Below are 24,332 nucleotides of genomic sequence, written 5' to 3'. Positions count from 1 at the left end.
TTTCCAATGGACACACAAAAGATCAGATTCTAAATGAATATAGTTTTTCAGAAATAAGGCTGTTTTACGAAAAAATACTCAAACATGAAATGAGAAAACAAGCTGATTTCATAGAAGGTGTCATTGCTGGTGTAGGTGGAAGTTTTGGTGGTTCAAAAGAAGTGTTGCCAATGATTAATCAGCTTAGAAAGTGAGGTGACATAGTTATTGGCTAAACAAAATGAAATAAGGGTACATATTTCTGCTGAGAATCAAGAATTTGTTAACAAAATGAAAGAAATCATTGACTTAGTCAAGGATACAAAAACAAAGACGGAACAAAATGCACCCAAAATACCAGAACCCACTGGGTTGGTTAGCGGTCTTGTTAAAGCTAGTGCGCTTATAGGAAGTGTTTATGCAGGATTAACAAAACTAAAAGAAGTAGCAGAATCATTTATTGGAACAGGATTTAAGTTTAATCAAACGATGGAAACCGGTAAGCTTGGTATAGGCGGTATTCTAATGTCTATGACAAAAATAAATGGTAGACAGTTAGAATTAAATGAAGCACTTGAGCTATCAAATGAATTATTGAATAGAATTCAAATTAGTGCTGCTAAAATTGGTCTGCCTGCTGATGAAATGATGAGTGCATTTCAATCTGTTATTGGACCAGGGTTAAGCGCTAAAATGACTTTGGAAGAACTTGTTAATTTTGTTCCAACAGCAACTAAGGCCGTTAAAACCATGCTTGGCTCTATGGCAAATGAGATGCAGGTTACACAGGAACTTCGTGCAATGATTTCAGGCGATATTGATATGAATGCACAAGTTTCTAGATCGTTGGGCATTACTCGTCAAGGTGTAGAAGAAGCCAAACAAACAGCCGGCGGTTTATTTAATTATTTAATGGAAAAGATGTCTGGTTTTAAAGCGATTGCTGTAGAGTGGCCAAACACTATGACTGGGGCACTTGAAAAGTTTAAAACTAGTTATTCGCAGGCATCTGGGAGTGTTTTTGAGAAGAGTTTTGATAAAGCAAAAGATAAATTAAATGAATTGACCGATAAATTGTTTGTTGTAAATAAGGAAACCAAGTTAATTGAGTTTAATCCTGAACTATTAAATACATTAGAATCTCTTGTTGATAATGCTATTTTGCTAACTGAAAAGATTATTACTGTCGGAAATACGGTAATTCCTTACTTAGGATCACCACTTCAAATTGTAGGAAACATTCTAAAGTTTATTGTCGATAATGTTTACGGAGTTACTACCGCACTTGGAACTTGGATAGTAATTCAAAGAATGATAACTCTTTTTGAGTTAGCACGAACGAGACTTGTAGAGTTGAAAACTGCCGCAGCGACAGCGATGGCTACAACTACAGGGGGCGCTACAACAGCTACTGTTGCGGTAGGAAGATTGGAGACAGCATTATTTGCAGTAAAAACAGCAATTAGAGGGCTTGCATCGGCTACGCTTTGGGGTGCGATTGCTGTTGCTGCTGGAGTAGCAGTAGAGAAAATTGTTGAGCATTTTGATAAGATAGATCAAAAGAAAAAGAAGCTATCAGAGCAAACTGATAAGAACTTGGGATGGCTATCTGCCGGACATGAAGGAAATGCTGACAGTGTAAGTAGTGGAGAGAATGATCCTTGGGGAGGGATAAGCTATGGAAAGTGGCAGTTTTCTTCTAAACAAGGTACGGCAGATAAATTTGTTGATTGGTTAATTGCTAATGGTTGGGAAGCTGGGAACTTTCTTAAATATGGCGAAAATGTCAATGCAGGAATTCCGGCACATGAAGTACAGGTCGGTACAGAAGAGTTTGAAAGTTTATGGCATCAGGCATTTGAGAAATTTGGCGACAGTTTTGAAAATGCACAACGTGCATTTATGAAAGAAAATTATTATGACCCATTTAGAGACCTTTTAAAAGAGAATATGGGACTTGATGCGGATGCAAGATCTAAAGCATTAAAAGAGGTTCTAATTTCTACATCCGTTCAGCATGGACTAGGTGGAGCGCAGGAAATTATGGCTAACGCTGCAAATATTGCAGGGGTACCAAACGCCTCATGGTTAACTGACGAACAGTTGATTTCATATATTTATGAAGCAAGAAGAAAAGCATTTCCTCAAGATAAAGCTAGATATGACGAAGAAGAACCTGAAGCTATGCAATATCTTGCAATGAATCCTCAGAAATCTTCACTTGGGAAGGTTAATCTCGGAGATATTGAAGTTAAAGCCCAAGAAGCGGCTGAAGCGGAAATTAAGAAATCTCAAAATGCATTAAAACTTGCTACTCAACAAATGCAGGCTAATGCTGAATTAGAGAAAGCTGTTATTACGAAGAAGCTTGAAAACCTTGAATATGAAAAAGAAAATTTAGGTATTATTGAGTATACTAAGCAAAAAGCGCAACTACAATATGATCAAGCCAAAATTGACGTAGATGTTGCTCAGGGGAAAAAAGATTTAATTAACAATGCTTTATATAAAGAAAAAGAAGATAAAACAATTGACCTTGATAAAGCAGAAAATGAAATTAAGGTAGCTGCACAAAAGTTAAGTGATTTTGGCGAAAATGTAGCTGACGTTAATCGAATCCTCGGTAAATTTTCGGAAGAAGGTACTACATGGAAACGTAGTGAAGCAGATAACCCTGATATTGATGGGTTGAAAGATCCAGCTAAAAACGCAATTTCCATGCTAGGCGATTACTTTTATAAACTTACAGGACAACAACTAACCGTATCATCTGGACTTAGAAATTGGGGTGGACATGTTTCCGGTCTCAAATTTGATGTTGTTGATGATGCAGCAAACACGCTTCTTGAGGATAATGTAAATGGGATTCGTGATGCAATTGTCAGTTACGCGAGAAGTCTTGGAATTAAGGTGCTTAACGCCTATGAAGGTGATGAGGGACCTGATGCACCTGGACATCTCGATTTTGATGCTACTGATTTTAATATTAGTCTCGAAGCTAAGGCGAAAAAACATATTGGCAATGCTCATAGTAAAGTTGGTAAAGAAATTTACGATGGGATTTTGCAACTATATCAAGATGCAGATGAAATCATCCAAAAATTAAATGAAGCTAAAGGTGATATAGCTTCTTCACAAAAAGAGCAATTAAATAAAAAGTATAATGAGCTTATCAGTAAATTTAGCAAAGCAGGGTTAACGGAACTTGCCGATAAGGTAAAAGAGCTTAAAGGAATTGAGTTTAATAATATCGATTTCGCCCAAACACAGAAAGATTTAGAATATGCAAATGAAGAACTTGCAGAGTATCAGGAGCAGTTATTCAATAAAATGGTAAAGGGTTCTCTTGATGCAGGTAATGTAACGCAAGCCTATATTAACAAGTATCATGAGGTATTTGATGGCTATTTAGAAGAGCTACAAAAACAGCTTGATGAAGCGATGAAGCTTGGGGATAAGAGTCAAATCAGCAGTATTAAGAAGCAGATTAAGGAAACGTTTGAAAATCTGACAAACGGTATTGAAGAAAACTTAAAACGTATTAATGATGAAATCGATGCTGAAATTGCAGAAATTAATGCGAATCGCAAGATGACGAAGATGCAAAAACAGGATGCCCTTGATAATGCTGAGAGAAGAAAGTATGCTAATGAAGCTAATGAACTTAGAAAGAAAGCTAATCAATATAGGAAAGAAGATAATAGAAATGGCGATAATAAGCACGATTATAATATAAAACAATTAGAACGAGAAGCATCACTAAAAGATAAACTGGCAGAAATCCCTTCACTTCTTGACAAAATCCATGAGGCAAGTACACAAGCCTTTGAAGATGGTCTACTCAACTTCTTAGAGCGTGGTATTTTTGAGTGCGAGAACTTAGGCGAAGCATTTAAAGAGCTTGCAATTACAATTCTTCAATCAATGCAAAAGGTTTTTTCCGAAGATTTGACTAAGAACATTATGACAGGTTTAGGATTTGGCGACAGGTACAAGAAAAAAGAAGAAGAAACTGACCTAACCAGTCAAGCAGCAAACTTATCAGGAATGTTTGGGAACATCACTAATGAAACCACAGGATTCCTTACTTCCTTTGATGGGCAGATGATGCAGTTTGCTCAACAAGCACAAGTAGCATTTCAAAATATATTGCAGACAATAAGCTCTGCTGCAAATGCAATCCCTTCGTATTTCCCAATACTAGGCAGTAGTAATACTCCGTCAACTTCTGGAGGAACAGGAAACTTCTATCAATCCCAATACGGCATTGATTATAGTAGCGTTCCTAAATTTGCAGAAGGTGGAGCGATATCACAAGATGGGAAAATTACTGGACCAGGTACAGGAACTAGTGATAGTATTCTTGCGTGGGTTAGTAATGGTGAACGTATTGTAGATGCGGCTACAGTGAAAAAATGGGGACATAATTTTTTCGAGCGGTTAAAAACAGGTGATATTTATAACATGCATATACCAATTCCTAAGTTTGCTCGTGGCGGTGCAATTGGTAAGGTTGCTGCAAATGCAGCTATGCAGGGATTAACCTCATTTAGTCAAGAATTAGGAACGAATATAAGTCCAACGTTTAATAATACTGCTAACGTTAGAATTGATGGTGGACAAGTTGCTAATGTTTTTCGAGATATAATAAAAGCTGACATTAAGAGTCATGTTGAAAAAGAAATGGTTCAAAATTCAAAACGTAACAGCATGATTATGAAAAAGATGTGGTAATATTTACGTAATATAACCCCTAATGCTATAATATGGTTAATAATAATATTGGGGGCGGTATTGTGAAACGGATTATTTTGATGGTGCTTTGTTTTATGGTGATTAGCTTTAGCGTTTGTAGTGCTGAAATTCGAAAAGGGCAAATTGATACTTTTGACAATAGTTTCAGGATTAATAGTTTAAATCATAGTATTGGTGACATAGAACAATTTAATTTTTATAAGAAAAAAAATGAGTTGAATGTAGAATATAGTTTTTACATTAGAAAAGAATGTTTGTATGAAATTCAGTTTGGATATATAATAGATAAATTTCAAATAAAAATAAATGATGATATTTATGACTTAAAAGTATTAAAGCAAAATACTCAATTGAATAGCTATAGTTTTGGACATGCTTTTGGAGAGATAATTGCAACAATAGATGTTAAAAATGAGCTTTTAAATGAATTAAAAAATGCGAAGAATATTGCAGTTCGATTGACTTATAGTGATGGAACAAATGATACTGCAAATATTCCAGACGAAGTTCTAGCCGAATGGAAACAAGTAATAGCCACAGAAAAATAAATAAGTATAAGATACGACACTCGTTAGGGTGTCGTTTTCTTATGCCCAAATTTAAGGAGAATAATAAAAATGGATAGTAAAAATACGTTTATAAAAATGATTGGAATTCTAAAAAAAGCTCATGAAAGGCAAACTGGAAAAACACCAGAAATTATATTATATACAGCTGGCGGTATGGTAAAAGGAACTTTAAATTTAGAAATGACAAATATATTTCATGAAGTTAATGATAGTTTAACTGAAATAGGAGAGAAAAGTGAATCGCTTTATATAGGGGATGTCATAGCATTAAAAGATGTAACTATTGGATTTCCATCATTAAATGCTACAACCATTAATGAAATGTATTTTCATAAAGATGCAATTTTAGGCTTTGTACTTTTCGATGGAATAGTTGATTACAAAGAATATAAAATATCGTAAATATATGAAAAAATTCTGTTTGGTCGGCAGAATTTATTTTTTAAAACACCTCTTGTATTTTGGGTTCCAAAATGATAAGATAATTATGGGTTCCAAAAGAGGTGATTAAATGCCCGAAAAAAAGAAAGTAGGTCGCCCAACTGCTAGCCCTAAACGTCATGAAATAAAAGTAAGATTTGACGATGATACTCTAGGAATATTAGATAAGTATTGTGAAAACAAAGAAATAACACGCGTTCAAGGAATAAGAGAAGCAGTTATGCGATTGAAAACAAAATAAAAGCACCCGTCCTCTCCCGACCAAAGGATAAACGAGTGCTTTACACCAACCGCGAACGATTGATAAATATAATTATATCATTCTTTGCGGCAAAACGAAAGGAAGATATAATATGAATGAATTACAAATTTTTAGCAATAAACAATTTGGAGAAATTAGAACGATTGAAATTGAAGCAAAAATATATTTTGTTGCAAGTGATGTTGCTAGAGCGTTAGGGTATAAGAATACAAGAGATGCCATTTTGAAGCATTGTAAGGGGGTCGTGAAACGCGACATCCCTACAAATGGTGGTAAACAGCTAATGAACGTAATTCCAGAAGGTGACTTATATCGCCTTGTCACTCATTCAGAATTGCCATCAGCAGAAAAATTTGAATCATGGATATTCGATGAAGTATTACCTACTATCCGCAAAACAGGCACATACTCGATAAAACAAGAATCAGCATCAAAGGAGAATACCCAACTTACAAGAGCGAAAGCAATGCTACTCAATGCAAAAACCAGAGCGGCGCAAACATGGCTAAAAATTGCAGAAGCAGTCAATATTCCAGAATATAAGCAAATTGCTAGTACATATGCGGCGAATACTTTAGCCGATAAGCAAGTATTAGAATTACCAATCGCCGAACGAAAAACCTATTCAGCAACTGACATTGCAAAGCAATTCAATATCACTAAAAACATGATCGGCAAAATAGCCAATGAGCATAATCTCAAGACCACTGAATATGGTAAGCTGTTCTATGACAAATCACCCTACAGCAGTAAGCAGGTAGAAACATGGCGATATTATGAAAATGCTATACCTGCGTTTGCTAAGATCCTTGGGGTTGAGGTGATTGGGTTATGACAGCAGTAACAGCAATAGCCAAATCCTTCACAGATGTAGATAAAGATATTGTTAGTGATATGATAAATTTAATTGAAGATAATCCATCAAGGTATGGTGGAAAGTTTGCTGAAGTGATTTTAAAAGGATTGAAGCTAACAATTTTAAATTTGAATCAAGAGCTACATACTGCATCTATCAGTCGAGCAGAAGAAATCAGACGAGATTTGTTACAAATAAAGTTGAATATGAAATAAATTAAGCCACCTTCGGGTGGCTTTTATATTTAAAAAATTAATGGAGGATTTATGTTTATTATGGTGAAACTATAAAACAAATATAAAGGGAGCTGTTTAGATGCTAAAAAATGAATCATATAAAGAAAAATTTATTGCTTTTATTGACATACTTGGTTTTAAAGAAATAGTTAAAAAATCGGTTGAAGGAACGGGGAGAAGTATAGAAGAAATAAAAGAACTTTTTGATATACTGGATAGTTTCGATTCGAAGAAACAATTCAATTTATGTCCTCAAGCAAATAGAAATAGTAGTAGTTTAGACTTTGAAATTACTCAAATTTCAGATTGTGTAATTATGTCATCTGAAATATCCTCAGCAGGGATAATTAATTTAATTGAGAAAAGTTATATAATTGCTTCGAAGTTGTTGCGAAAGGGATGTCTTTGTAGAGGTTATATAGACAAAGGGGTTATTTACCATAAAGGCAAAGATATAATTGGAACTGGTTATCAAGATACATACTTGAAAGAAAGTGAAGTTAGTATTTTTGCTAATAGTAATAATGAAAAAGGAACTCCTTTTATAGAAATTGATAAAAAAATACATGAATATATAATAATGTGCGATGATAAATGTGTCCAAAAATTTTTTGGAAGAATGACAATTAAAGCTGGAATGCAGTTTGCTATTTTTCCATTTCATAGCTTTAATTGTTCTTTTATTTTGGCAGATGGTAAAGGAGTGCAATCTAATTTAACCGAGAAGCAAACCTATTGCACTGATTTAATAACTAAGATTGATGAAATTAAAACCATTATTTTATCTAATTCGAAGACTGAAAATCCTAAAGCTTTAGAAAAAATTAGACACTACATAGAAGCATTAGAAAATAAACAGAAAGAATTGAAATCAACGTATCAAATGATAGGTGCTTTTAGGACTGAGGAGAGATAGATGTCTGAAAGAAATTTTCATTATAATATTTGCAATCAATCTGATGAAGAGTTGTTTAAAAAACAATGCGCTGCCATTGAAAAACACATTCCACATTTGAGAAAATCTAAAATATTAATTGATGTTGATGGAAGCTTATTTCAAGAGTACAGGCATAGTAAAGGAATTATTGAAGTCAGCAATAGTCATTATATTAATGCTCTTTATGTTGACGCTGATTTTGATTTATTGCCTTATTTCAAGAAATAAATATAAAAGAACTTGCAAACGCAGGTGCTTTTTTAGTGATATGGATTCAAAAATACTAATTTAATTGTCTTTGTGTTTGCTTTCTAAGATCCTCAGCTTCTTCCATCGCTTTTTTATATGGCGCTGTATTAGTGAATTTTAGTACTGTAAAATATTTAATATCACCGACTTGTAAAGAACTTAAGCTAATTGATGTCGTATTACCTTCCCATTCACAGGTAGTGTAAACATATCTCGTATTTTTAGGTTTACTTGGTTCACCAAATTTTAAGTTTAAAATTTGATGCAATTTTGAAAATTGTTTCATTTTGTGGTCACTAAATTGAAATTCGACAGAAATAAGAGCGTTATCCTTAAAATAATATACGATTTGTCTTACCTTTTGACCTTCAAAAGTGATGTTATCACTAATATTATTAAATACTTTACAGTTAGGGAAATATCTAGTTAAATAAATATCGTTTACTAATTTTACATCTTTTTGTTCTACTTCTTTGATAGTAGAGCCCCATTTCACACCTTCTGGATTATCTGGCTCATTAGGATAGGTTGAAGCGTCAACAGTTGAAAGTGAGATTGTAAAAGCTACAGTTATAATTAACATCAGTAAATATTTTGGCAAGTTATCACATCCTATTATTTTAATATTATTATAACTGAATTAAATAATAAATAAAGCAGAACATTGACAGAAAATAACTATATTGCTATCCTAAATATAAACTATTGTAATATTATGGAGGATTTTATTTATGTTATGGATGTTATTTGTTGCATTTTATTTGTTACTATGTAGGAAATACAGAACTTATTATTATCAAGATGAATTCGATAAAAGAAAAGATAAAATTATTAGCATTTTCTTTCTGATTTGGTTACCTTTTCGTTATATTTATAACAAACTACATCTTTTGTTTTTAGAGTACATGTTTAATATTAATAAAGATGAAAGTGTATATAATTATTTTTATGATAAATACAAAAATAAAACTTTAAGCCAATTAAAAATTTCACTTGCGTATACTAATGCATTTTCAGAGACAATACGCTTTGCTATACCAAATATTTTAGCTTTATTGGGAGGGATAATTGCACTAGCAATTGCATTTATAAGTATTGTTCAAAATTCAACTAAAGTAGATAAAGAAATCATAACGATAACAATATCTATAACAATATTTTCATTATTCTTTTTATTAGGTTTTCTTATATCATGTATGTTTAGGCAAAAACAATTAGAAATAAATATTATAAAAAAGAGTGTCATAGAGAATCTTATTGAAGAAAAATTAAAAGAAGAAAATTAGTAACACTTTTTTTAGATAGTTGAGACAGCTTAAAAGGCTGTCTTTTTTATACATAAAATTAAAGGAGGTCGATACAATGGAGAGAATAGAACCTATTTTTGAAGAGTTAATTGCTAATCAATGTGAATATCTAAAATCAAAATTTAATTAATTATTTAATTTTTTAAATATATTGTCATAAAAATTATATTTCACGTCCATATCGTACTTGTATAAAGTATCTACATTGTATATACTAGAGATAAAAAGCAAGGATGTGAGAGAAATGATTGTAAGTATAGCTAAATGGGGAAATAGCCATGCAATTCGTATTCCAAAAGAAATTTTAGAAAAAGCCAAATTGGGTACAAATGATAAAATAGAAATATTTTTTAATGGTCAAGAAATTACAATAAAAAAGATGGATACAAGCAAAAGTGCACGTCTTGCCCAACGTTTTGCTGATTATCAAGGAACGTATAAATGTGAAGAACTCGATTCTGGATTTGCTGTAGGAAAAGAGGTTCTAGAATGAAATCATATCCGCAAGTTGGCGATATTATACGCATTGATTTTGATCCGCAAAGTGGCAAAGAAATAAAAAAAGCGCGTCCAGCTTTAGTGGTTTCTTGTGATTTTTTTAATGAGAAAATAGGGTTGGTAATGGTTTGTCCGATTACTTCAACGATTAGAAATTTCCCTTTGCATGTAAAACTGGATTCGCGAACAACAACACAAGGAGAAATTATGTGTGAGCAATTAAAATCATTGGATTTTACTGCACGTTCATGGAAGTTTTTCGAAAAAGTACCTGATGATATTCTAGATAATGTAGTTGACATACTTAGTGACGTAATTGGACAGTAAATAGAGCCAATCAAGGCAGCTTAAAAGGCTGTCTTTTTTTATACATAAATTTAAAGGAGGTCGATGTAATGGCGGTTTTAAATGCTACAGCAACAACGGTAAAACAGCTTATGCAAGACATTACTGCATTTCTTATCGATGAAAATAATTTTACATCGGGAAATGCTTGGAAACTACTAAGCCCATCTACATTGGATGAAAACACTACCGAAGTTATTCTAGAGGGGAAAGGTGATGCCCAAGATAAGATATACGTCGGAATGAAGTGGCAAAAATTTAGTGATGATCAAGAAAACATATTACTTAATGGATTCGCTGGTTATGATCCTAATTTAGCTTGGTACGAACAACCAGGAGCAATTCCAGAAACATCTAAATTGCCTTGCGTTCCTCTAGCCAAAGATGTTTTAATGACCTACTGGTTAACAGCCAACACACAAAGATTTACGTTTCGGGTTGAAATGAGTAATCAATATGAAGGTGCTTATCTTGGCTTTATGAATCCCATCGCAATAGAACGTCAATATCCATACCCACTTGTTATAGGAGGTAGTGCATTTGAAGGAATGAGCTGGACGAATCATAGTGATTCGCATAGCTTATTTATAAATCCAGTAGCTTCTGGAGGATTTTCATCACTTTGTATCCGTAGACCTGATGGTACCTGGAGATATGGAGGCAATAATTTATTTACTTGGCCAATTGATACAACACCAATAGATACCTTCACTATTTATAAAAAGACCGGATTAGAAAATCCTATTGAAGATAATATGTTTTATCCCGTTTTAGTTTACGAAACAAATCCTGTAGGTATAATTGGAGAGCTTGATGGTGTATATTGGCTAGGAAACCGTGTGGATTTAGCAGCTAAAGATAATGTAATTTATAAAGACGTGACCTATAAGGTCTTTAACAATGTCTATAATCGTAATGATGATGCCTACCATGCAATGAAATGGGTGTGATAATATGCTCAATTATACAAAAGGCATAGCAACAGATTTTAACGACTTGATTCGCAAAATCGTTGTATGGGTTACGGATGAAACGATTCATGGAAAAGATGTTTGGAAGGTTATGCGTAACGAACCATGGCCAAGAGGTACTATATTAAAAGCGCATGGATTTAAAGACGGTGAAATTAGCTATATTGGACTTATGCCGAATACAATTGTTAAAGGCGATACTTATAAAAATTGGTTGATGCAGAAAGAAAATCTTGCTACATATTTTGTTTGGAGCGATAAAGGCTTAAAACAAAATGGGCAAGATTTTTTTGTAAGTGGAAATGAAATAAGAACTGAAAATGCTATTCATACGTTTACAGAAACCCCCGATATATTTGAACGTTCGGCACAAGTTCTACATTTAGGCGCATTTAAACAATATAGTGAATTGCTAGACTGGCATGAGCAGGCCGGAGGGATGGATTTTACAGATTTACCTTTAATGAATTTGCAATACACAACGAAAATAGGTAACGCGAATCCTTATATGCAAGATTTTAATCCTCCGGTTTATCCAGGAGTCGGATATCCTTCATTGTCCTTAGATAGCAATGGACCGACTATTGGAAATTTTAAATATTGGCTGCTTAAAGATAGGCACTGCCTTATTATTGTGATGAACAATGCAGAAAAATGGGACAGTGCATTTATTGGATTGATGAATCCTTATGATCATGAAGAATACGCTTTTCCTACTGCTGTAATTGGTGGCACAAGTGGACTTGTGCCATTTGGAAAAGACGTAAAATATACTTCAAATCAAATTACTCCTAGTGCTGTTATCGGTTTAAAAGTAGATTATCATCCTGATAACTGGCATCTAGGTCATGGAATACCTGTATTTGCAACAGCAGGCATAGATCATCCTCTTTGCCCTACACAAGCCATGCTTATGCTTCCAGATGGTAGATGGCAAGGGTTTGCTAATTATGTACAACCTTTAAATGCAGTAAGCGAGCATAGCTGTAATGGAAGTCGTATTACCAAACATTATTTTTTGCGAACTGAGCCAATAAGACCAAGTAAAATAAATTTTTATATTAGACCTACTGACGCTGATCTTACGGATTTTTCTCATGTATATGATAAAAACCAAGATAACTATATTTATAAATTAGAACCGGTTGAATTTATGCAAGCAGACGAAGAACGAAAAGGTGTTTTAGGAAAAATTCCTTATATGTATTATCCGAGTCATGCACCAGTTAGATATGGTGAAATTACGATTAACGATAAAAAATATTTAATGCTGCCAAATGTGTGGGAAAAGCGAAAGTTTCACTTATTTGGCCAAGCAGGTGTTATCTATGATGTTGACTTAAATGTACTCTTAGCGAGAGATTTAAAAAATGAAAAAATAGCAAGAATGATGAATCTTGTTATTCGATTGGAGGAATAACAATGGCATATCAGAAGTTTACTGAACTTACAAATGCAAATGCAATCATGGAAAAAATCAGTGAATATGCCGCAAATCAAGGCTGGGTAGTGTTAGAAAATAATATATCTGATTTGCCGATAGATGGCAGTGCTAACAGTGATGGACTTAGATTAGCAGTGAAAAGTCCTGATGGAAATGTATTTGCAGTATTTAGAAGTGCCAATGGGAAAAAGATATTTCCATCACAAAAAAATGATACAAATGCACATGGAATAGGGCTTACATGCGCAACTGCATACACCTCTAAACCAGCATCGGGTTATTGGTATGATCAACCGAATGTAGTTCGTGAATATGGAACGCAACAAGCAATAGGTGTAGGAATCCCAGTAAATCCGAATGGAAGTCATACGCTTTATATGAATTCGATAATGAATCCTACCCCGATGTTAGTAATTAGCATAGAAACAAGTGGAGTTTTTCAACATCTAGCAGTTGGATATCTTCAAAAAGTCGGCAATTGGGATGGGGGATTAATTTTTTCTGGAAGTCGCAACAGTTACAATATGTTTACTGCTTCGTCATCTTTTGATGCAACAACAATTGAAACAGAATCTAAGCCTATATTCTCAATGACAACTGAGGCAAACACTTTTCTTCGAATGGATATTGATGCTGCACCAATTCGCCTGCCATCTGTTCTTTGGGCAAGTGCGGGGAAAAACAGTATAGCTTCATTTGCAAATTGCTATACCGGCAAACAATTAGGATTACCTGTAAAAACAAGTGAGGTAAAAGCATCCGCATGGAACGCAAATGTACCTGATTATACAAAACTACAAAGTAAATCAAGTACTGATACAGGAGTAAATGTAAATACGCTTAATTGTATTACAGTCAATATGAATCTTGTTGCCTATGTGATTCGTGATCCAGATGGATTAAGAAATTTTAGTCCAGTTGGATATGTGCCTGGAATCTATTTTATTTCAATGAGAAATGTTGCACCAGCGCAAACCTATGAAATCAGTTATCCGAAATCCGGGTATCTTCATCAAGTATTTCCGTATACACGCAGACGTGGTATCTATGGTATGGACGGTTTTTCATTGCAACAAGAAGAATAGGGGGATGAATGATGCCGACCGGACAAATGCATCCTAGTTTTGGTGGTTTTTCCTTTGGCACAAAAAGTCTAAGTAAGCCTCCAAAACCTTATTTTTCAACAAAGCTGAAACCACTTAATTCAATAGGGAAAAATAAAAATTCTATTATCTATGGTGATGAGGCAACACCGGATTTTACAGATTTATTATCAGTTCTTTGGGGAGACAAAGAGCCGATTGCAGTTGATAAACTACAAGAAGGGTATACTTACCTGTGGAATATTGGACAAGGCACTCTCACGATCACCGATGAAAATGATTCCCTCGTAACAATCAGAAAAATATCGTCCTGGAGTGATTTAGGCATTGAAGCATATATTTTAGAAAGTCATCAATTTCAATATTTGCTTGATGCTAGTTATGACGATGATGTGTATCTGATTGGCAGCAGGCAGAAAACAAATCGTGAATGTTCGGTAATGACAATTATGTATGGTGAATTTGACCAATATTTAAAAGGTGTACTTCATGTTGCCTATAAAAGATTGTATGATTGGTTAGCTGATGAAACAAACCTCACTGGAAGTGATACTTACGAATGTATGGGTGCAATTGAAGAGCTGAGAACCTTCTTAAAAGCACTTATTATCAATCTGGCGGCAAAAGCCGATTTTACAAAAAACATTTCTCTTGTAGATACAGGCGGTACAGGAAAACGTGTAATTGTAGACCGAAATGGCGTTTATGTAAAAATCGCAAATTATCTGATGGCATATACAGTGTCTATGAGTATCATGCAAGCGGATAAACATTGCTATGAACCCTGGATGCTTTGGCAAATGTTTAAATGGCTTGGGCAAAGCAGCTCAATAGAAATTGAAGATACAATCTTTGATTTAAGTCCGATGTGGTAGGTGGGGTAAAATGTCAGATAAAATAGTTGAGAAACTTGAATATAAAACGCAAATTCATACTGCATGGAATGGCAGTGAACAGCGCATGGCACTCAGGAGCGAACCAAGAAGATTTGTTTCCTATGACTATATTGGCAACGAAACATGGCAAAGTCAGTATCTGAGAATGCTAACCTTCGGACAGCAAACACAGCGTATACAATTCCCATTATGGCACGCAAAATGTGAGCTGGAGATAAAACAGTACAAAGGGCAAGCAAATATAACAATTCCAACAGCAGCACTTTGGGGCTATAGGAATATTGGTTCTGTAATGCTCTGGACAAATGATCGTGACGGTGGCGTAAAATACGATATCAAATACATCACAGCAAACGGTGTAATCGGACTTACCAAACAGCTTACCTCAGATTGGGAGGCTTTTAGTACCGTTGTTGTTCCGGTGTTTTATGGCGTTCTGCAGCAGGAAGATAACTATTCAAACACGCATTCCAATCTATCAACAATGACAATTAATCTTGAACTGTTGCAAAATCAAAATGCACCTGCATTTCCACCAGCCTGGGATGAATTTCATGTAGAAACAACCATGCGAGATACCTGCCCGGACAGAGGTTTACCGGATACCTATATGGGAGCTGAAGTCTTTAAGGACGAACCGCCATGGCTGGATAATATAGCGGCAAACTATAGCAAAAATGCAAATCGCTTGGATAATGAAACGGGAGTATTTCGGTTTGATTTAAAATCTTATGACACGGCCGAAACACGGCAAATAAAATATATGGGAATCTCACGTGCTGAAGGATACAACTTTCAGCGTTTTTTTATGCGCTGTAAAGGGATGCTCAAATCGTTTTACGCACCAACATGGATGAATGATTTAGAACTTGCAGGCGATATGCCAAGCGGACAAATTTATCTTCTGGTAAACTTCAATATGTTTTGGAAGTATTATGCGAAATCGAAGCGCAGAAGGACAATCGTTATTTTCTACTTAAATGGTACTTGCGAAATACTGAAAATCGCCGGCTATTCAATTGACGATACAGGCAAATATGGCAAGATTTACTTAGAAAATCCGCTTACTCATTCGCTGCTGAAAAAACAGGTTGCCATGATTTCATTCTTCTGCAGATACCGCTTTGGCAATGATGCGCTAACGATAGATCATGATACTTTAGAGATTTCTACAATGGACTTGAATTTCGTGGAGGTGGATGAATAATGGCAAAAAGCAATATTGAAAAATACGAGAATTCCGTGCAAGATGGCGTTCCGGTTGAATGCTACAAATTTACCTATCAGGATATGAACTATTTGTACACGAGTGCAGCAAATGATATAGAACTTCAAGTGACGGAAAACAACATCACGCGTACAGAAAAATATTTCGCCGAAGTGATTTCTAGAAGCAATGTAAAACCAGGGAGTACCGGTTCCATTAGTAGCTCTATAATCACTGTGTCCAAAGATCATGCGATTGCCAAACTATATCAAGGGCCACCACCAGAAACACCGGTAACTGTGCTTGTGTATCGGGCGCATGAACCTGACTTAGCACGGTTTGATGTAGTTTTATTTGCGAGAGTTTCGCAGGTAAGTTTTAAAGATTCGCAGTGTGAGATTACAGTCACACAAGAGAATTGGCTTAATAAAGAATTACCAAACGGAATGAATCAATATTACTGCAACAATGTAATTTTTGATCATAAATGCAGACTAAATAAAGAAGATTACGCAGTCCAAATATTTATCGATAAAGTAGACGGGTTAGAAGTGTTCTCACAAAAACTCGCCGAGTATGAAGATGACTATTTTACCGGTGGGAAAATCTATTTTGACGGATATGTCCGGATGATTGCCCAGCATAAAGGAAACGTAATCAAGATAAAATACCCATTCATGAATACGCCACGAAACAATGTGACGGTGATGCCCGGATGTGACCATCTTTTTAAAACGTGTGCACTAAGGTATAAAAATGCTTTGAATTTTAGCGGCGTTCCTTATTGTCCACCTACTGACAGTGAAAAAAATCCGACAGGTAAAGGCGCATACTGGGTGGATAGTTTAGTTGTGCAGCGCGATACCGACGGATTTGTTGGTACTATTAAATTGTAAGGAGGGATAGGCATGGGATTAAATGCATTTACTGGCTGGGGTCTATCTACACTAGCGTTATATTTTCTCAATAAAAGTTCAAATAGTTCTAGTGAAACTGAAATGGATCCAAGTGATTTAAATGTCGGAAGTAATGAAACGAAAATCGGTAGTCCTATTCCTGTAGTGATTGGAAGATGCCTTGTTAAATCACCAATCGTCAGTTACTTTGGAGATTTTAGGGCAGATAAATATACAGAAACCTACGCTGCGCATGCAAACTTTAATGCATGGCCGCTCGTGTTTGCACTTATTGCGCAGTATATTTCTTCTCCTGCAACGACAAAAGGTGAAGGAAAAGGGAGTGCAGATACCAAAGATGGGAAAGCTCCTGTTACTGTTGAAATCTGGGGTAAGGATATGGCTGTAGGACCACTCATCAATTCGCTTTTTATGTGGCTTCTGTCTTGGCTTATCAACGGTCGTAATCTCAAAACAACAATTCAAAAAGGCTTTAAATATTTTCTTGGATACCAATTCCTCGTTTGCTGGTCCTCGCCAACAATGCGGCTTCGAGCAATCTACATGAAAGAACAAAAGGTATGGGAAGGTGATGAATCAAGGGAGAATCACCAAACCACACCTTTTTCTATCTCTGTAGATGATAATGAGCTCTTTGGTGGTCCAGATGAAAATGGAGGCTTTATCGGTGAAATCAAAACGTATCTTGGTGGGGATAATCAAGGTGCGGATCCTTGGATGGTTCAGCAAATGTCAAACGAAAGTGTACAGCTTGAACTTCGAGGGCTCACTCCTGCATATCGTGATTTTGTCAGCATTGTTGTTCCAACCGCGTATATTGGAAAATCTGCTACAATTCCTGAAACGTGGATTGAACTTCAAGATTGTCCGAATTATTTAGGATTAGGACCTGTTGGTGAAGATGCAAATCCGGCCGAAGCTTTATTTTTAATTCATACGAATCAAGATTGGGGCTTGGCTGAAAGTCCAGATAGCATCGATAAAGAATCATTGATGAAAATCGGCAAAACATTAGCCGACGAAGGAATAGGAATTTCCATACCGATTACTAATACGACAGAAGCAAGAAGTCTTTTTGATGATATTTGCACTCATGTTAATGCTGTCAAATACTCTGATCCGATTACAGGAAGACTCACTTTCAAGCTAATTCGTGATGATTATAATGTGGATGAGGTTCAAGTTGTCGATACAACAAATGCGAGTAGTTTCACTTTTACTAGGCTTGATTGGACTCAGACTATATCAAAGATATCTGTTGGATATACGGATAGAAAAGCAATGTATGAAGAAAGCACAATTCCTGCAGTTGATCCAGCGAATATTGAAATAAATAATGGCGTGCAAACAACGAAATCGTATAATTACAACTATTTCACTACTGCTGAAAATGCGCTTTGGGCCGCTAAACGCGAAATAAATGAGCAATCATATCCACTGGCAACAGGGAGTATTGAAGGAAATCGTAAGCTGTCAAATGTTCGTATCGGTGATGTAATAAAGGTTAACTGGGAACCGTATGGCGTTAAAAATCTCTTGATGCGCGTTACTGATGTGGATTTTGGTGATTTTATCGATGGCAAGGTGAAGATTGAAGCAATTGAAGATATCTTTGGACTATCTAAAACCGATTTTGGCTTCTCCGGTTCTACCGAATGGGAAAAAGAAGAGACGTACCCAACTGGGGTACAAGCTTTTAGATACCTAGAACTTCCTTGGGAGATTTGCCAGTGTAACGATACCTATGTATCAGCTTTTGCCGCAAAGCCAGATGCAAAAACACAAACTTGGACGGTTTGGCGACAACAGCAAAATACACCTTTTCAAAGTACAAACAGTATGTCGAACTGGTCGGCAACAGGTAGACTCGTTTATGATATTGCTGAATTTAGCGATGTAGAAGATATCCTTGGCTTTGAAATAGCAGATTTAGGTGGTATAGAAGAGCTTGAAAGCAGTAATATTGCGGATATCTCAGTCGCGAGAAAAGGTAGCAGGTTGCTTGTGATTGATGATGAAATTGTTTCCTATAGTATGCTGACTCAGTTGCCAAATGGGCATTGGTATGTAAAAGGTGTAATGCGTGGTGTATTTGATACGGTACCGCGAAAGCATTTTGCCCAAACCAATGTTTTCTTTATTCGAAGCAGTTACTATGCAAATGTTACGACTGGCGGTCCGGTCTGCAGAGAAGGAAATATCGTCACCGAGCAGTACAACATCACAACTAGTACAGTTGACCATGACGAGGAAATGGATTATACCAAAACAAAACAGCTTACAACTACGCGTAGACCAGAACTTCCTAGTGTACCAGGGAAGATTAGAATGGCTGCACATTTGCAAGCTGATCAATATCATACAGATAAAATTGCCGGCGATTTAAGCATGAGTTTTATACCTCGCAATAAGCGGCAATCTTTCGGCTGTGTATCGCAAAATGATGAAATTGAGTATTGGACGAAACAAGACCTGGTTGCTGAAGTTGGTACCGATTATATCGCTCGTGTAACGGTTGCCGGAGTAAGCAAAGATTATACGATAGATTCTTCTCCATTTACCTATACCTGGGAACAACGTTGCAATGATTTAAATTCTCTTAATGAAAAAACGATGATTGAACTCTATGCGCGAAAAGGGGAATTGCTTTCCTATCAAGCGCAAGAACGTTCTTTTGATTGGACGATACCTACACTTGTAAATTGCGTAGCTTCTGAGAGTGATTGTGCAGCACTTTTAGCAAATTGGAGTATTGTTGATAGGGTTGTCATTCCTGATGGAGATTTGGCAACGACAAAACAAATTATGTTTACGGATATGCCAATTGTGATTTTAGGTGAAAAGGTTTCTGCCGGTACCGCAAATGCAATCTGTAGTTATGATGGCGACTACTTTGTGGCAAATGGACAAATCATGATTGTTACAGGAAAAAATACATATGAACTTTACACCATGCAACCAGGCTACGTTTTTAGATCGTATTTCGTACCAACAGCAACAGGCGGCAGTATGTATTATGAATGGGATGGCACAAAGATTATAGAAAGGGTGATGTAAATGGCAGAACTAGAAAAAACGCCGAACCTTGGCATTCCTCGAATACTGGGGAATCAGCCATTGGTTCGGCAGCAATTTAACGGTGCAATAGATGAGCTCGACAAGCAGGCACTAAGCGTAAATCATGCGGCGACAAAGGCACATTTTGAACTGTGGAAAGCAAATACAACGTATAAAATTCAAGATATCGTAAGAACCTCAACTTGTCCAAGTTGGGGTTTTTATATGTGCACTACGCCAGGTACTAGCGGTACGAATGAACCACAAGGTTATGGTGAAGGTGACGAAATTACCGATGGTACTTGTGTATGGAAACTAAAACTTTTTGGTGGTCCAACATCGATGAATCATGGAGATTTAAAATTTAGAAATCAGCCTGATCAGCATAGTATCGAAGCTATCACTGGATTACTTGATGCATTGGATGGTAAGGTTGATAAAGTTGAAGGAAAAGGGCTGTCTACGAATGATTATATCTCTACAGATAAAGCTAAAGTAGACAAAATATCTGAGGTGAATGGTAAATTTACTTACAACGGAAAAACCATTACCGGTGGAGCAATAACCTGGCAGGAAAATCAAAACTATGATATTGCTGAATTGATTGTATATGATAATCTTCTTTATCGATGCATTAGAGCTCATACATCAAGTAATTTTCAAGTAGATATAAGTAATTGGCAGCAATTAACGATTGGTTATATTCCAGATTGGCAAGGCGAGACTCAATATATAGTAAATCAAGTGGTCGTTCGCGGTAATAGTATTTTGCGATGTGTAAATTCGCACACGTCAAATGATTTTAGTAATACTGAACGTAATAGTTGGATAGTCATTGCCGGTAAAGGTGCAAGCCTGCCAATTTGGAAATCAAATACTGAATATGAAATTGACGAAGCGGTAATTTATAATGATGTAATCTACCGAGCTATTGTAAATCATATATCAAGCGCAGCGTTTTCATCAGATATGATCGTTGGAAATGAGAAATGGCGGACCGTAAATAGTGGAAGTGGTAGTGGGAATGTATTGCAGGTTACTAAATTAGGTGTAATTGCACCGAAAATCGAAGAATTGATAATTAATTATACAGAAACATTTAAACTGCCTGCAGTAGAGGTGCTTAAATTTGAACCTGGTGCACAAGACCAAATTGTTACAGCTTGTTCATTTAATAATTCAGATGCAACAGATTTTGTTTATGATGCTGAGTTCGTAGAATTTGATGGGAATATGAGATTAAAAACTGTGTTTGACATTCAAATGAGTGAGCAAGTTATGTTAGAAGATATGTTTATGCAAGAAAGTAGTATTATAGATTTATCTTTATATAAAAATGTAGAGGAGGTAAATTAATGGCATACAATACAGCTTTAAGTGTTCGGTTTGATGCAAGTGGAGCAAAAGATTTAGTAACAGACAACACATGGACAAATATGGGGAATCTTACGTATGCTACAGAAGGTAAATTTGGTAATAGATGTGGACTTTTTAATAATGGAACTTCTTATCTACGTTGCAACAAAGCAATAACAATAAGTGGTGATTTTACTATCGCATTTTGGAACAAAAGAAGTGGGGTAAGAAGTGAATATACTATTGTATTAGGAGAATCCGTAAACGGTGCTACCAACTCTGTTCAACTTGAAGATAGAAATTCTAGTGGTGGTTTATGCATAAGATTGAGTGGTAGTATACATGGTAATGCCTCCGCTACTACTTATTTGGACGGTAATTGGCATCATTATGCAATTACTAGAAAAGGAAGTACTATATATTTTTTTGTTGACGGAACATTAAAGGGAACATCAACTGGAACTAACAATTTAAATCTTAGTAGTAATGCCTTCATAGGTAAGTGGGGTTATACAAGCTCAACTTCTGGCAATATCGGATATTTAGACGATATTGTTATTCTAAGGGAGGCTTTGTGGACATCTTCTTTCTCGATTCCGACTAATTATTTATTATCGACAACATATAAGTTATATTTAAATATGTCTAATCAAGTGTACGGAGTTGTTAATGGAGCATTCAGTAAATTATCTGATAACTGGAATACATTATCTGACCTAGAAAAATATAATATTTTTATTAGTACTAATTTTAATAAGGCTACTGCCGAAGATTTATTATCTATGTCTAAATTTAAAATATTGAGCTTGTCTATTATTGATACTCCCTACCAATCTAAGATAACAGCAGTTCCGAATGACCAATTAGTGTTACCATTAGGATTAATTAACACACAAAGTTTCGAAGGAATTGACAAAGTTTCAATAGTATCAAGCGTGTCAGGGGATGGAATCTGTAAAATAATTGTCACTGAAGATTTAATAACATATAAGACATATGATTTTGAATCCAAAGCATGGCAACATATCAATCATAACGATGTTACACAAGTAGAGGTATCGGGGATTGACATAGCACAAATGCAAAATATTCCTCGCAGTGCATGGGATGAACTAAATCTCACTGAAGGCATAGGATTTGCCTATCTGCTGGCACAGGAGAATACCTCTGATATATGTAAAATCGATGAATTAACATTGCAAGTTGATATGAAAGGCAGTTGGGATAAAGCAATTCATGGCACTGATTATAAATATGGATATCCGCAAAATAATATTCTTAGGGTGCAGTTGCTGACGAATGGTGATTACAAAATTAACTATAGCGAAGGGGAAAAGAAGATTTAAGAGCTGAAAAGCTCTATTTTTTATGGGGAGAAGGCGATTCCAATGGTGGAATTCATTGTGCAGTATTGGTTGCAGATGATTTGCGGTGCTGTTTTTACATATATGGTTTCAGTGATTCAGAAATCGAAAAGAGAAAGTAATGCACAGCGAATTGGTATGAGAGCGATTTTACGTGATCGAATCATCCAATCATATAATCACTACATAGAAAAAGGATTTTGCCCAATTTATGCACGAGAAAATGTGTCAAATATGTATGAGGCTTATCATAATCTGGGTGGAAATGGAACTGTGACATCTTTGTATCACAAGTTGCAGGAACTTCCCACGGAGGGAGGTGAGCAACATGAGAAAATTTAAAAAAGTGTTAAGTCAAAAAAAGACGCTAGTCATCACAGGATGGCTGGCGTTTTTAATTATCAGCATTATCTTAGCACTCACAGGTCAATCGTTTGATGGACTTGAGACGTATGCAAAGATTTTATCAATGTTATTGAGTTTATTTTAATACTAATGTTATTAGAATTATTTAAAGTGAAAGGATTGGATGAACATGAAAGTAATTGATATTAGTGCGTGGCAAGAAAATATTGATTGGGAAGCGGTGAAAGCGGCTGGAGTCGAAGGAGTAATTTTAAAGTTAGGGGAAAGAACTAGGCTTGATACAATGTTTGTTGAGCATGTTAATAATGCGGTGAAATATGGATTAAAGTATGGAGTTTATTATTATGCGCATGCAGCTACTATTGATGAAGCACGTGCCGAAGCAGTTTGGGTAGATAATCAAATCAAAACATATTTAAATGGGATAAATCCAGAACTAGGTATTTGGTATGATGCAGAAGATGGAGATATGACTACTGGTGATGTAACTGCTTTATGTAGTGCATTTGTATGTGCGTTGAATGAGGTTGGTTATACATATGTAGGGATTTACAGTTCTTATAATTGGCTTGCTAATGGCATTATTGATGTTAATCAGCTTGCCGATTACGTTCCATATTGGGTAGCACAATATTATCACGAAAACAGTTTTAAGCAAGAATTCCCAAATAAGTTAGTTCGGATGTGGCAATATACTGACCATATGTCTGATGAGTTACCTTACGATTGTAATATCTATTACGAGTAAATAACATAGCAAAAACCTCAATGATTAATTCTCATTGGGGTTTTTATTTTAAGAGGTGTAGCATGAACAATCTTGAAATGCTAGAAATTTGGGATGCTCTCCTCAATCTTGAGGAAGCAAGTGGAAACCTATTTCAAACCGAAATTCAAAGTATAAAAAACAAATTGGAGGAATTAGAATGTTTGACAAACTAATCAATTTACTATTAGGTACTGCAGAAAAAGTGAAAGAATTGGATGTGAAAACACAACAGGAAATTACAAAATACAACAATCGACAAATCAAGAAAACTGCAGTTGTATGTTTTGTTGCAGGTGCTTTAGTTACAGTTGTAATTCAAAATTTACTATAGTAAAAGCTCTGGCCAAAAATGATAAAAGCGGCAACCCTTTAAAACTAAGGGCTGTCGCTTTTGTTTTATCATCAAAATTATAAAAGGAGAAAATGAGAACATGAGTGATAAAATAAG

26 protein-coding genes are annotated in these 24,332 nt (G+C 35.4%); 25 read left to right on the top strand and 1 reads right to left on the bottom strand.

The features are described from left to right. Positions 1 to 207: 207 nt before the first annotated feature. The 8 genes from ACWZFG_RS03240 (at position 208) to ACWZFG_RS03205 (ending at position 8,263) form a co-directional block, all read left to right on the top strand. Positions 208 to 4,713 (top strand): VgrG-related protein, encoded by a 4,506-nt coding sequence (locus ACWZFG_RS03240; protein ID WP_455577058.1) that lies wholly within the window; start codon positions 208 to 210, stop codon positions 4,711 to 4,713. Between the two features lie 62 nt (positions 4,714 to 4,775). Further along, a complete protein-coding gene (locus ACWZFG_RS03235; protein WP_455577056.1) occupies positions 4,776 to 5,282 on the top strand; it encodes a hypothetical protein in 507 nt (168 codons plus the stop codon). Between the two features lie 69 nt (positions 5,283 to 5,351). Then, on the top strand, positions 5,352 to 5,705 hold the full coding sequence (locus tag ACWZFG_RS03230) for a hypothetical protein (protein ID WP_455577055.1): 354 nt from the start codon (positions 5,352 to 5,354) through the stop codon (positions 5,703 to 5,705). 109 nt (positions 5,706 to 5,814) lie between these two features. Then, on the top strand, positions 5,815 to 5,985 hold the full coding sequence (locus ACWZFG_RS03225) for a hypothetical protein (RefSeq protein ID WP_455577054.1): 171 nt from the start codon (positions 5,815 to 5,817) through the stop codon (positions 5,983 to 5,985). 112 nt (positions 5,986 to 6,097) lie between these two features. Further along, entirely contained in the window at positions 6,098 to 6,841 is a 744-nt protein-coding gene (locus tag ACWZFG_RS03220; protein ID WP_455577053.1) for a BRO-N domain-containing protein, read from the top strand. Further along, complete coding sequence (locus ACWZFG_RS03215; RefSeq protein WP_455577052.1) at positions 6,838 to 7,077, top strand: hypothetical protein; 240 nt, start codon at positions 6,838 to 6,840, stop codon at positions 7,075 to 7,077. The genes ACWZFG_RS03220 and ACWZFG_RS03215 overlap by 4 nt, the downstream gene beginning before the upstream one ends. 100 nt (positions 7,078 to 7,177) lie before the next feature. Next, complete coding sequence (locus tag ACWZFG_RS03210) at positions 7,178 to 8,014, top strand: hypothetical protein (protein ID WP_455577051.1); 837 nt, start codon at positions 7,178 to 7,180, stop codon at positions 8,012 to 8,014. Further along, a complete protein-coding gene (locus tag ACWZFG_RS03205) occupies positions 8,015 to 8,263 on the top strand; it encodes a hypothetical protein (protein WP_455577050.1) in 249 nt (82 codons plus the stop codon). A gap of 55 nt (positions 8,264 to 8,318) precedes the next feature. On the opposite strand, the gene ACWZFG_RS03200 is transcribed toward ACWZFG_RS03205, so the two are convergent. Continuing rightward, entirely contained in the window at positions 8,319 to 8,885 is a 567-nt protein-coding gene (locus ACWZFG_RS03200) for a hypothetical protein (protein ID WP_455577049.1), read from the bottom strand. Positions 8,886 to 9,015: 130 nt separating this feature from the next. Between ACWZFG_RS03200 and ACWZFG_RS03195 the strand changes: the two genes are divergently transcribed. The 17 genes from ACWZFG_RS03195 to ACWZFG_RS03115 all read left to right on the top strand — a co-directional run bounded on the left by ACWZFG_RS03195 (position 9,016) and on the right by ACWZFG_RS03115 (position 24,215). Then, positions 9,016 to 9,570, top strand: coding sequence for a hypothetical protein (locus tag ACWZFG_RS03195; protein ID WP_455577048.1), 555 nt, complete (start codon positions 9,016 to 9,018; stop codon positions 9,568 to 9,570). Between the two features lie 265 nt (positions 9,571 to 9,835). After that, complete coding sequence (locus ACWZFG_RS03190) at positions 9,836 to 10,084, top strand: AbrB/MazE/SpoVT family DNA-binding domain-containing protein (RefSeq protein WP_147668515.1); 249 nt, start codon at positions 9,836 to 9,838, stop codon at positions 10,082 to 10,084. Further along, positions 10,081 to 10,416, top strand: coding sequence for a type II toxin-antitoxin system PemK/MazF family toxin (locus tag ACWZFG_RS03185; RefSeq protein WP_177505068.1), 336 nt, complete (start codon positions 10,081 to 10,083; stop codon positions 10,414 to 10,416). The genes ACWZFG_RS03190 and ACWZFG_RS03185 overlap by 4 nt, the downstream gene beginning before the upstream one ends. 68 nt (positions 10,417 to 10,484) lie before the next feature. Beyond that, positions 10,485 to 11,384, top strand: a complete 900-nt coding sequence (locus tag ACWZFG_RS03180; RefSeq protein ID WP_455577047.1) for a hypothetical protein — start codon at positions 10,485 to 10,487, stop codon at positions 11,382 to 11,384. A gap of 4 nt (positions 11,385 to 11,388) precedes the next feature. Further along, positions 11,389 to 12,825 carry a hypothetical protein gene (locus ACWZFG_RS03175; RefSeq protein ID WP_455577046.1) on the top strand — a complete coding sequence of 479 codons (1,437 nt, stop codon included), beginning with the start codon at positions 11,389 to 11,391 and terminating at the stop codon, positions 12,823 to 12,825. Positions 12,826 to 12,827: 2 nt separating this feature from the next. Then, entirely contained in the window at positions 12,828 to 13,934 is a 1,107-nt protein-coding gene (locus ACWZFG_RS03170; RefSeq protein ID WP_147668526.1) for a hypothetical protein, read from the top strand. 11 nt (positions 13,935 to 13,945) lie between these two features. After that, a complete protein-coding gene (locus ACWZFG_RS03165) occupies positions 13,946 to 14,827 on the top strand; it encodes a hypothetical protein (protein ID WP_455577045.1) in 882 nt (293 codons plus the stop codon). Between the two features lie 85 nt (positions 14,828 to 14,912). Continuing rightward, positions 14,913 to 16,055 carry a hypothetical protein gene (locus tag ACWZFG_RS03160; protein WP_455577044.1) on the top strand — a complete coding sequence of 381 codons (1,143 nt, stop codon included), beginning with the start codon at positions 14,913 to 14,915 and terminating at the stop codon, positions 16,053 to 16,055. Beyond that, complete coding sequence (locus tag ACWZFG_RS03155; protein ID WP_455577043.1) at positions 16,055 to 16,951, top strand: phage BR0599 family protein; 897 nt, start codon at positions 16,055 to 16,057, stop codon at positions 16,949 to 16,951. Before ACWZFG_RS03160 ends, ACWZFG_RS03155 begins: the two co-directional genes overlap by 1 nt. A 12-nt stretch (positions 16,952 to 16,963) precedes the next feature. Beyond that, positions 16,964 to 20,029 carry a phage tail protein gene (locus tag ACWZFG_RS03150; protein WP_455577042.1) on the top strand — a complete coding sequence of 1,022 codons (3,066 nt, stop codon included), beginning with the start codon at positions 16,964 to 16,966 and terminating at the stop codon, positions 20,027 to 20,029. Continuing rightward, positions 20,030 to 21,385, top strand: a complete 1,356-nt coding sequence (locus ACWZFG_RS03145) for a hypothetical protein (RefSeq protein WP_455577041.1) — start codon at positions 20,030 to 20,032, stop codon at positions 21,383 to 21,385. Next, the gene (locus tag ACWZFG_RS03140; protein ID WP_455577040.1) at positions 21,385 to 22,731 is read left to right on the top strand and encodes a LamG domain-containing protein; all 1,347 of its coding nucleotides are present in this window, start codon (positions 21,385 to 21,387) and stop codon (positions 22,729 to 22,731) included. Before ACWZFG_RS03145 ends, ACWZFG_RS03140 begins: the two co-directional genes overlap by 1 nt. 42 nt (positions 22,732 to 22,773) lie before the next feature. After that, on the top strand, positions 22,774 to 23,091 hold the full coding sequence (locus tag ACWZFG_RS03135) for a hypothetical protein (RefSeq protein ID WP_147668544.1): 318 nt from the start codon (positions 22,774 to 22,776) through the stop codon (positions 23,089 to 23,091). Further along, complete coding sequence (locus ACWZFG_RS03130) at positions 23,078 to 23,239, top strand: hypothetical protein (RefSeq protein ID WP_177505058.1); 162 nt, start codon at positions 23,078 to 23,080, stop codon at positions 23,237 to 23,239. The genes ACWZFG_RS03135 and ACWZFG_RS03130 overlap by 14 nt, the downstream gene beginning before the upstream one ends. Before the next feature lie 45 nt (positions 23,240 to 23,284). Then, entirely contained in the window at positions 23,285 to 23,863 is a 579-nt protein-coding gene (locus ACWZFG_RS03125; RefSeq protein WP_455577039.1) for a GH25 family lysozyme, read from the top strand. Positions 23,864 to 23,925: 62 nt separating this feature from the next. Next, on the top strand, positions 23,926 to 24,057 hold the full coding sequence (locus ACWZFG_RS03120) for a hypothetical protein (RefSeq protein ID WP_455577038.1): 132 nt from the start codon (positions 23,926 to 23,928) through the stop codon (positions 24,055 to 24,057). Beyond that, positions 24,042 to 24,215 carry a hypothetical protein gene (locus ACWZFG_RS03115; RefSeq protein ID WP_177505056.1) on the top strand — a complete coding sequence of 58 codons (174 nt, stop codon included), beginning with the start codon at positions 24,042 to 24,044 and terminating at the stop codon, positions 24,213 to 24,215. Before ACWZFG_RS03120 ends, ACWZFG_RS03115 begins: the two co-directional genes overlap by 16 nt. Positions 24,216 to 24,332: the final 117 nt, after the last annotated feature.

Source organism: Anaerosinus sp. (genome assembly GCF_965318445.1).
This window is presented reverse-complemented; position numbering and strand designations above follow the sequence as displayed.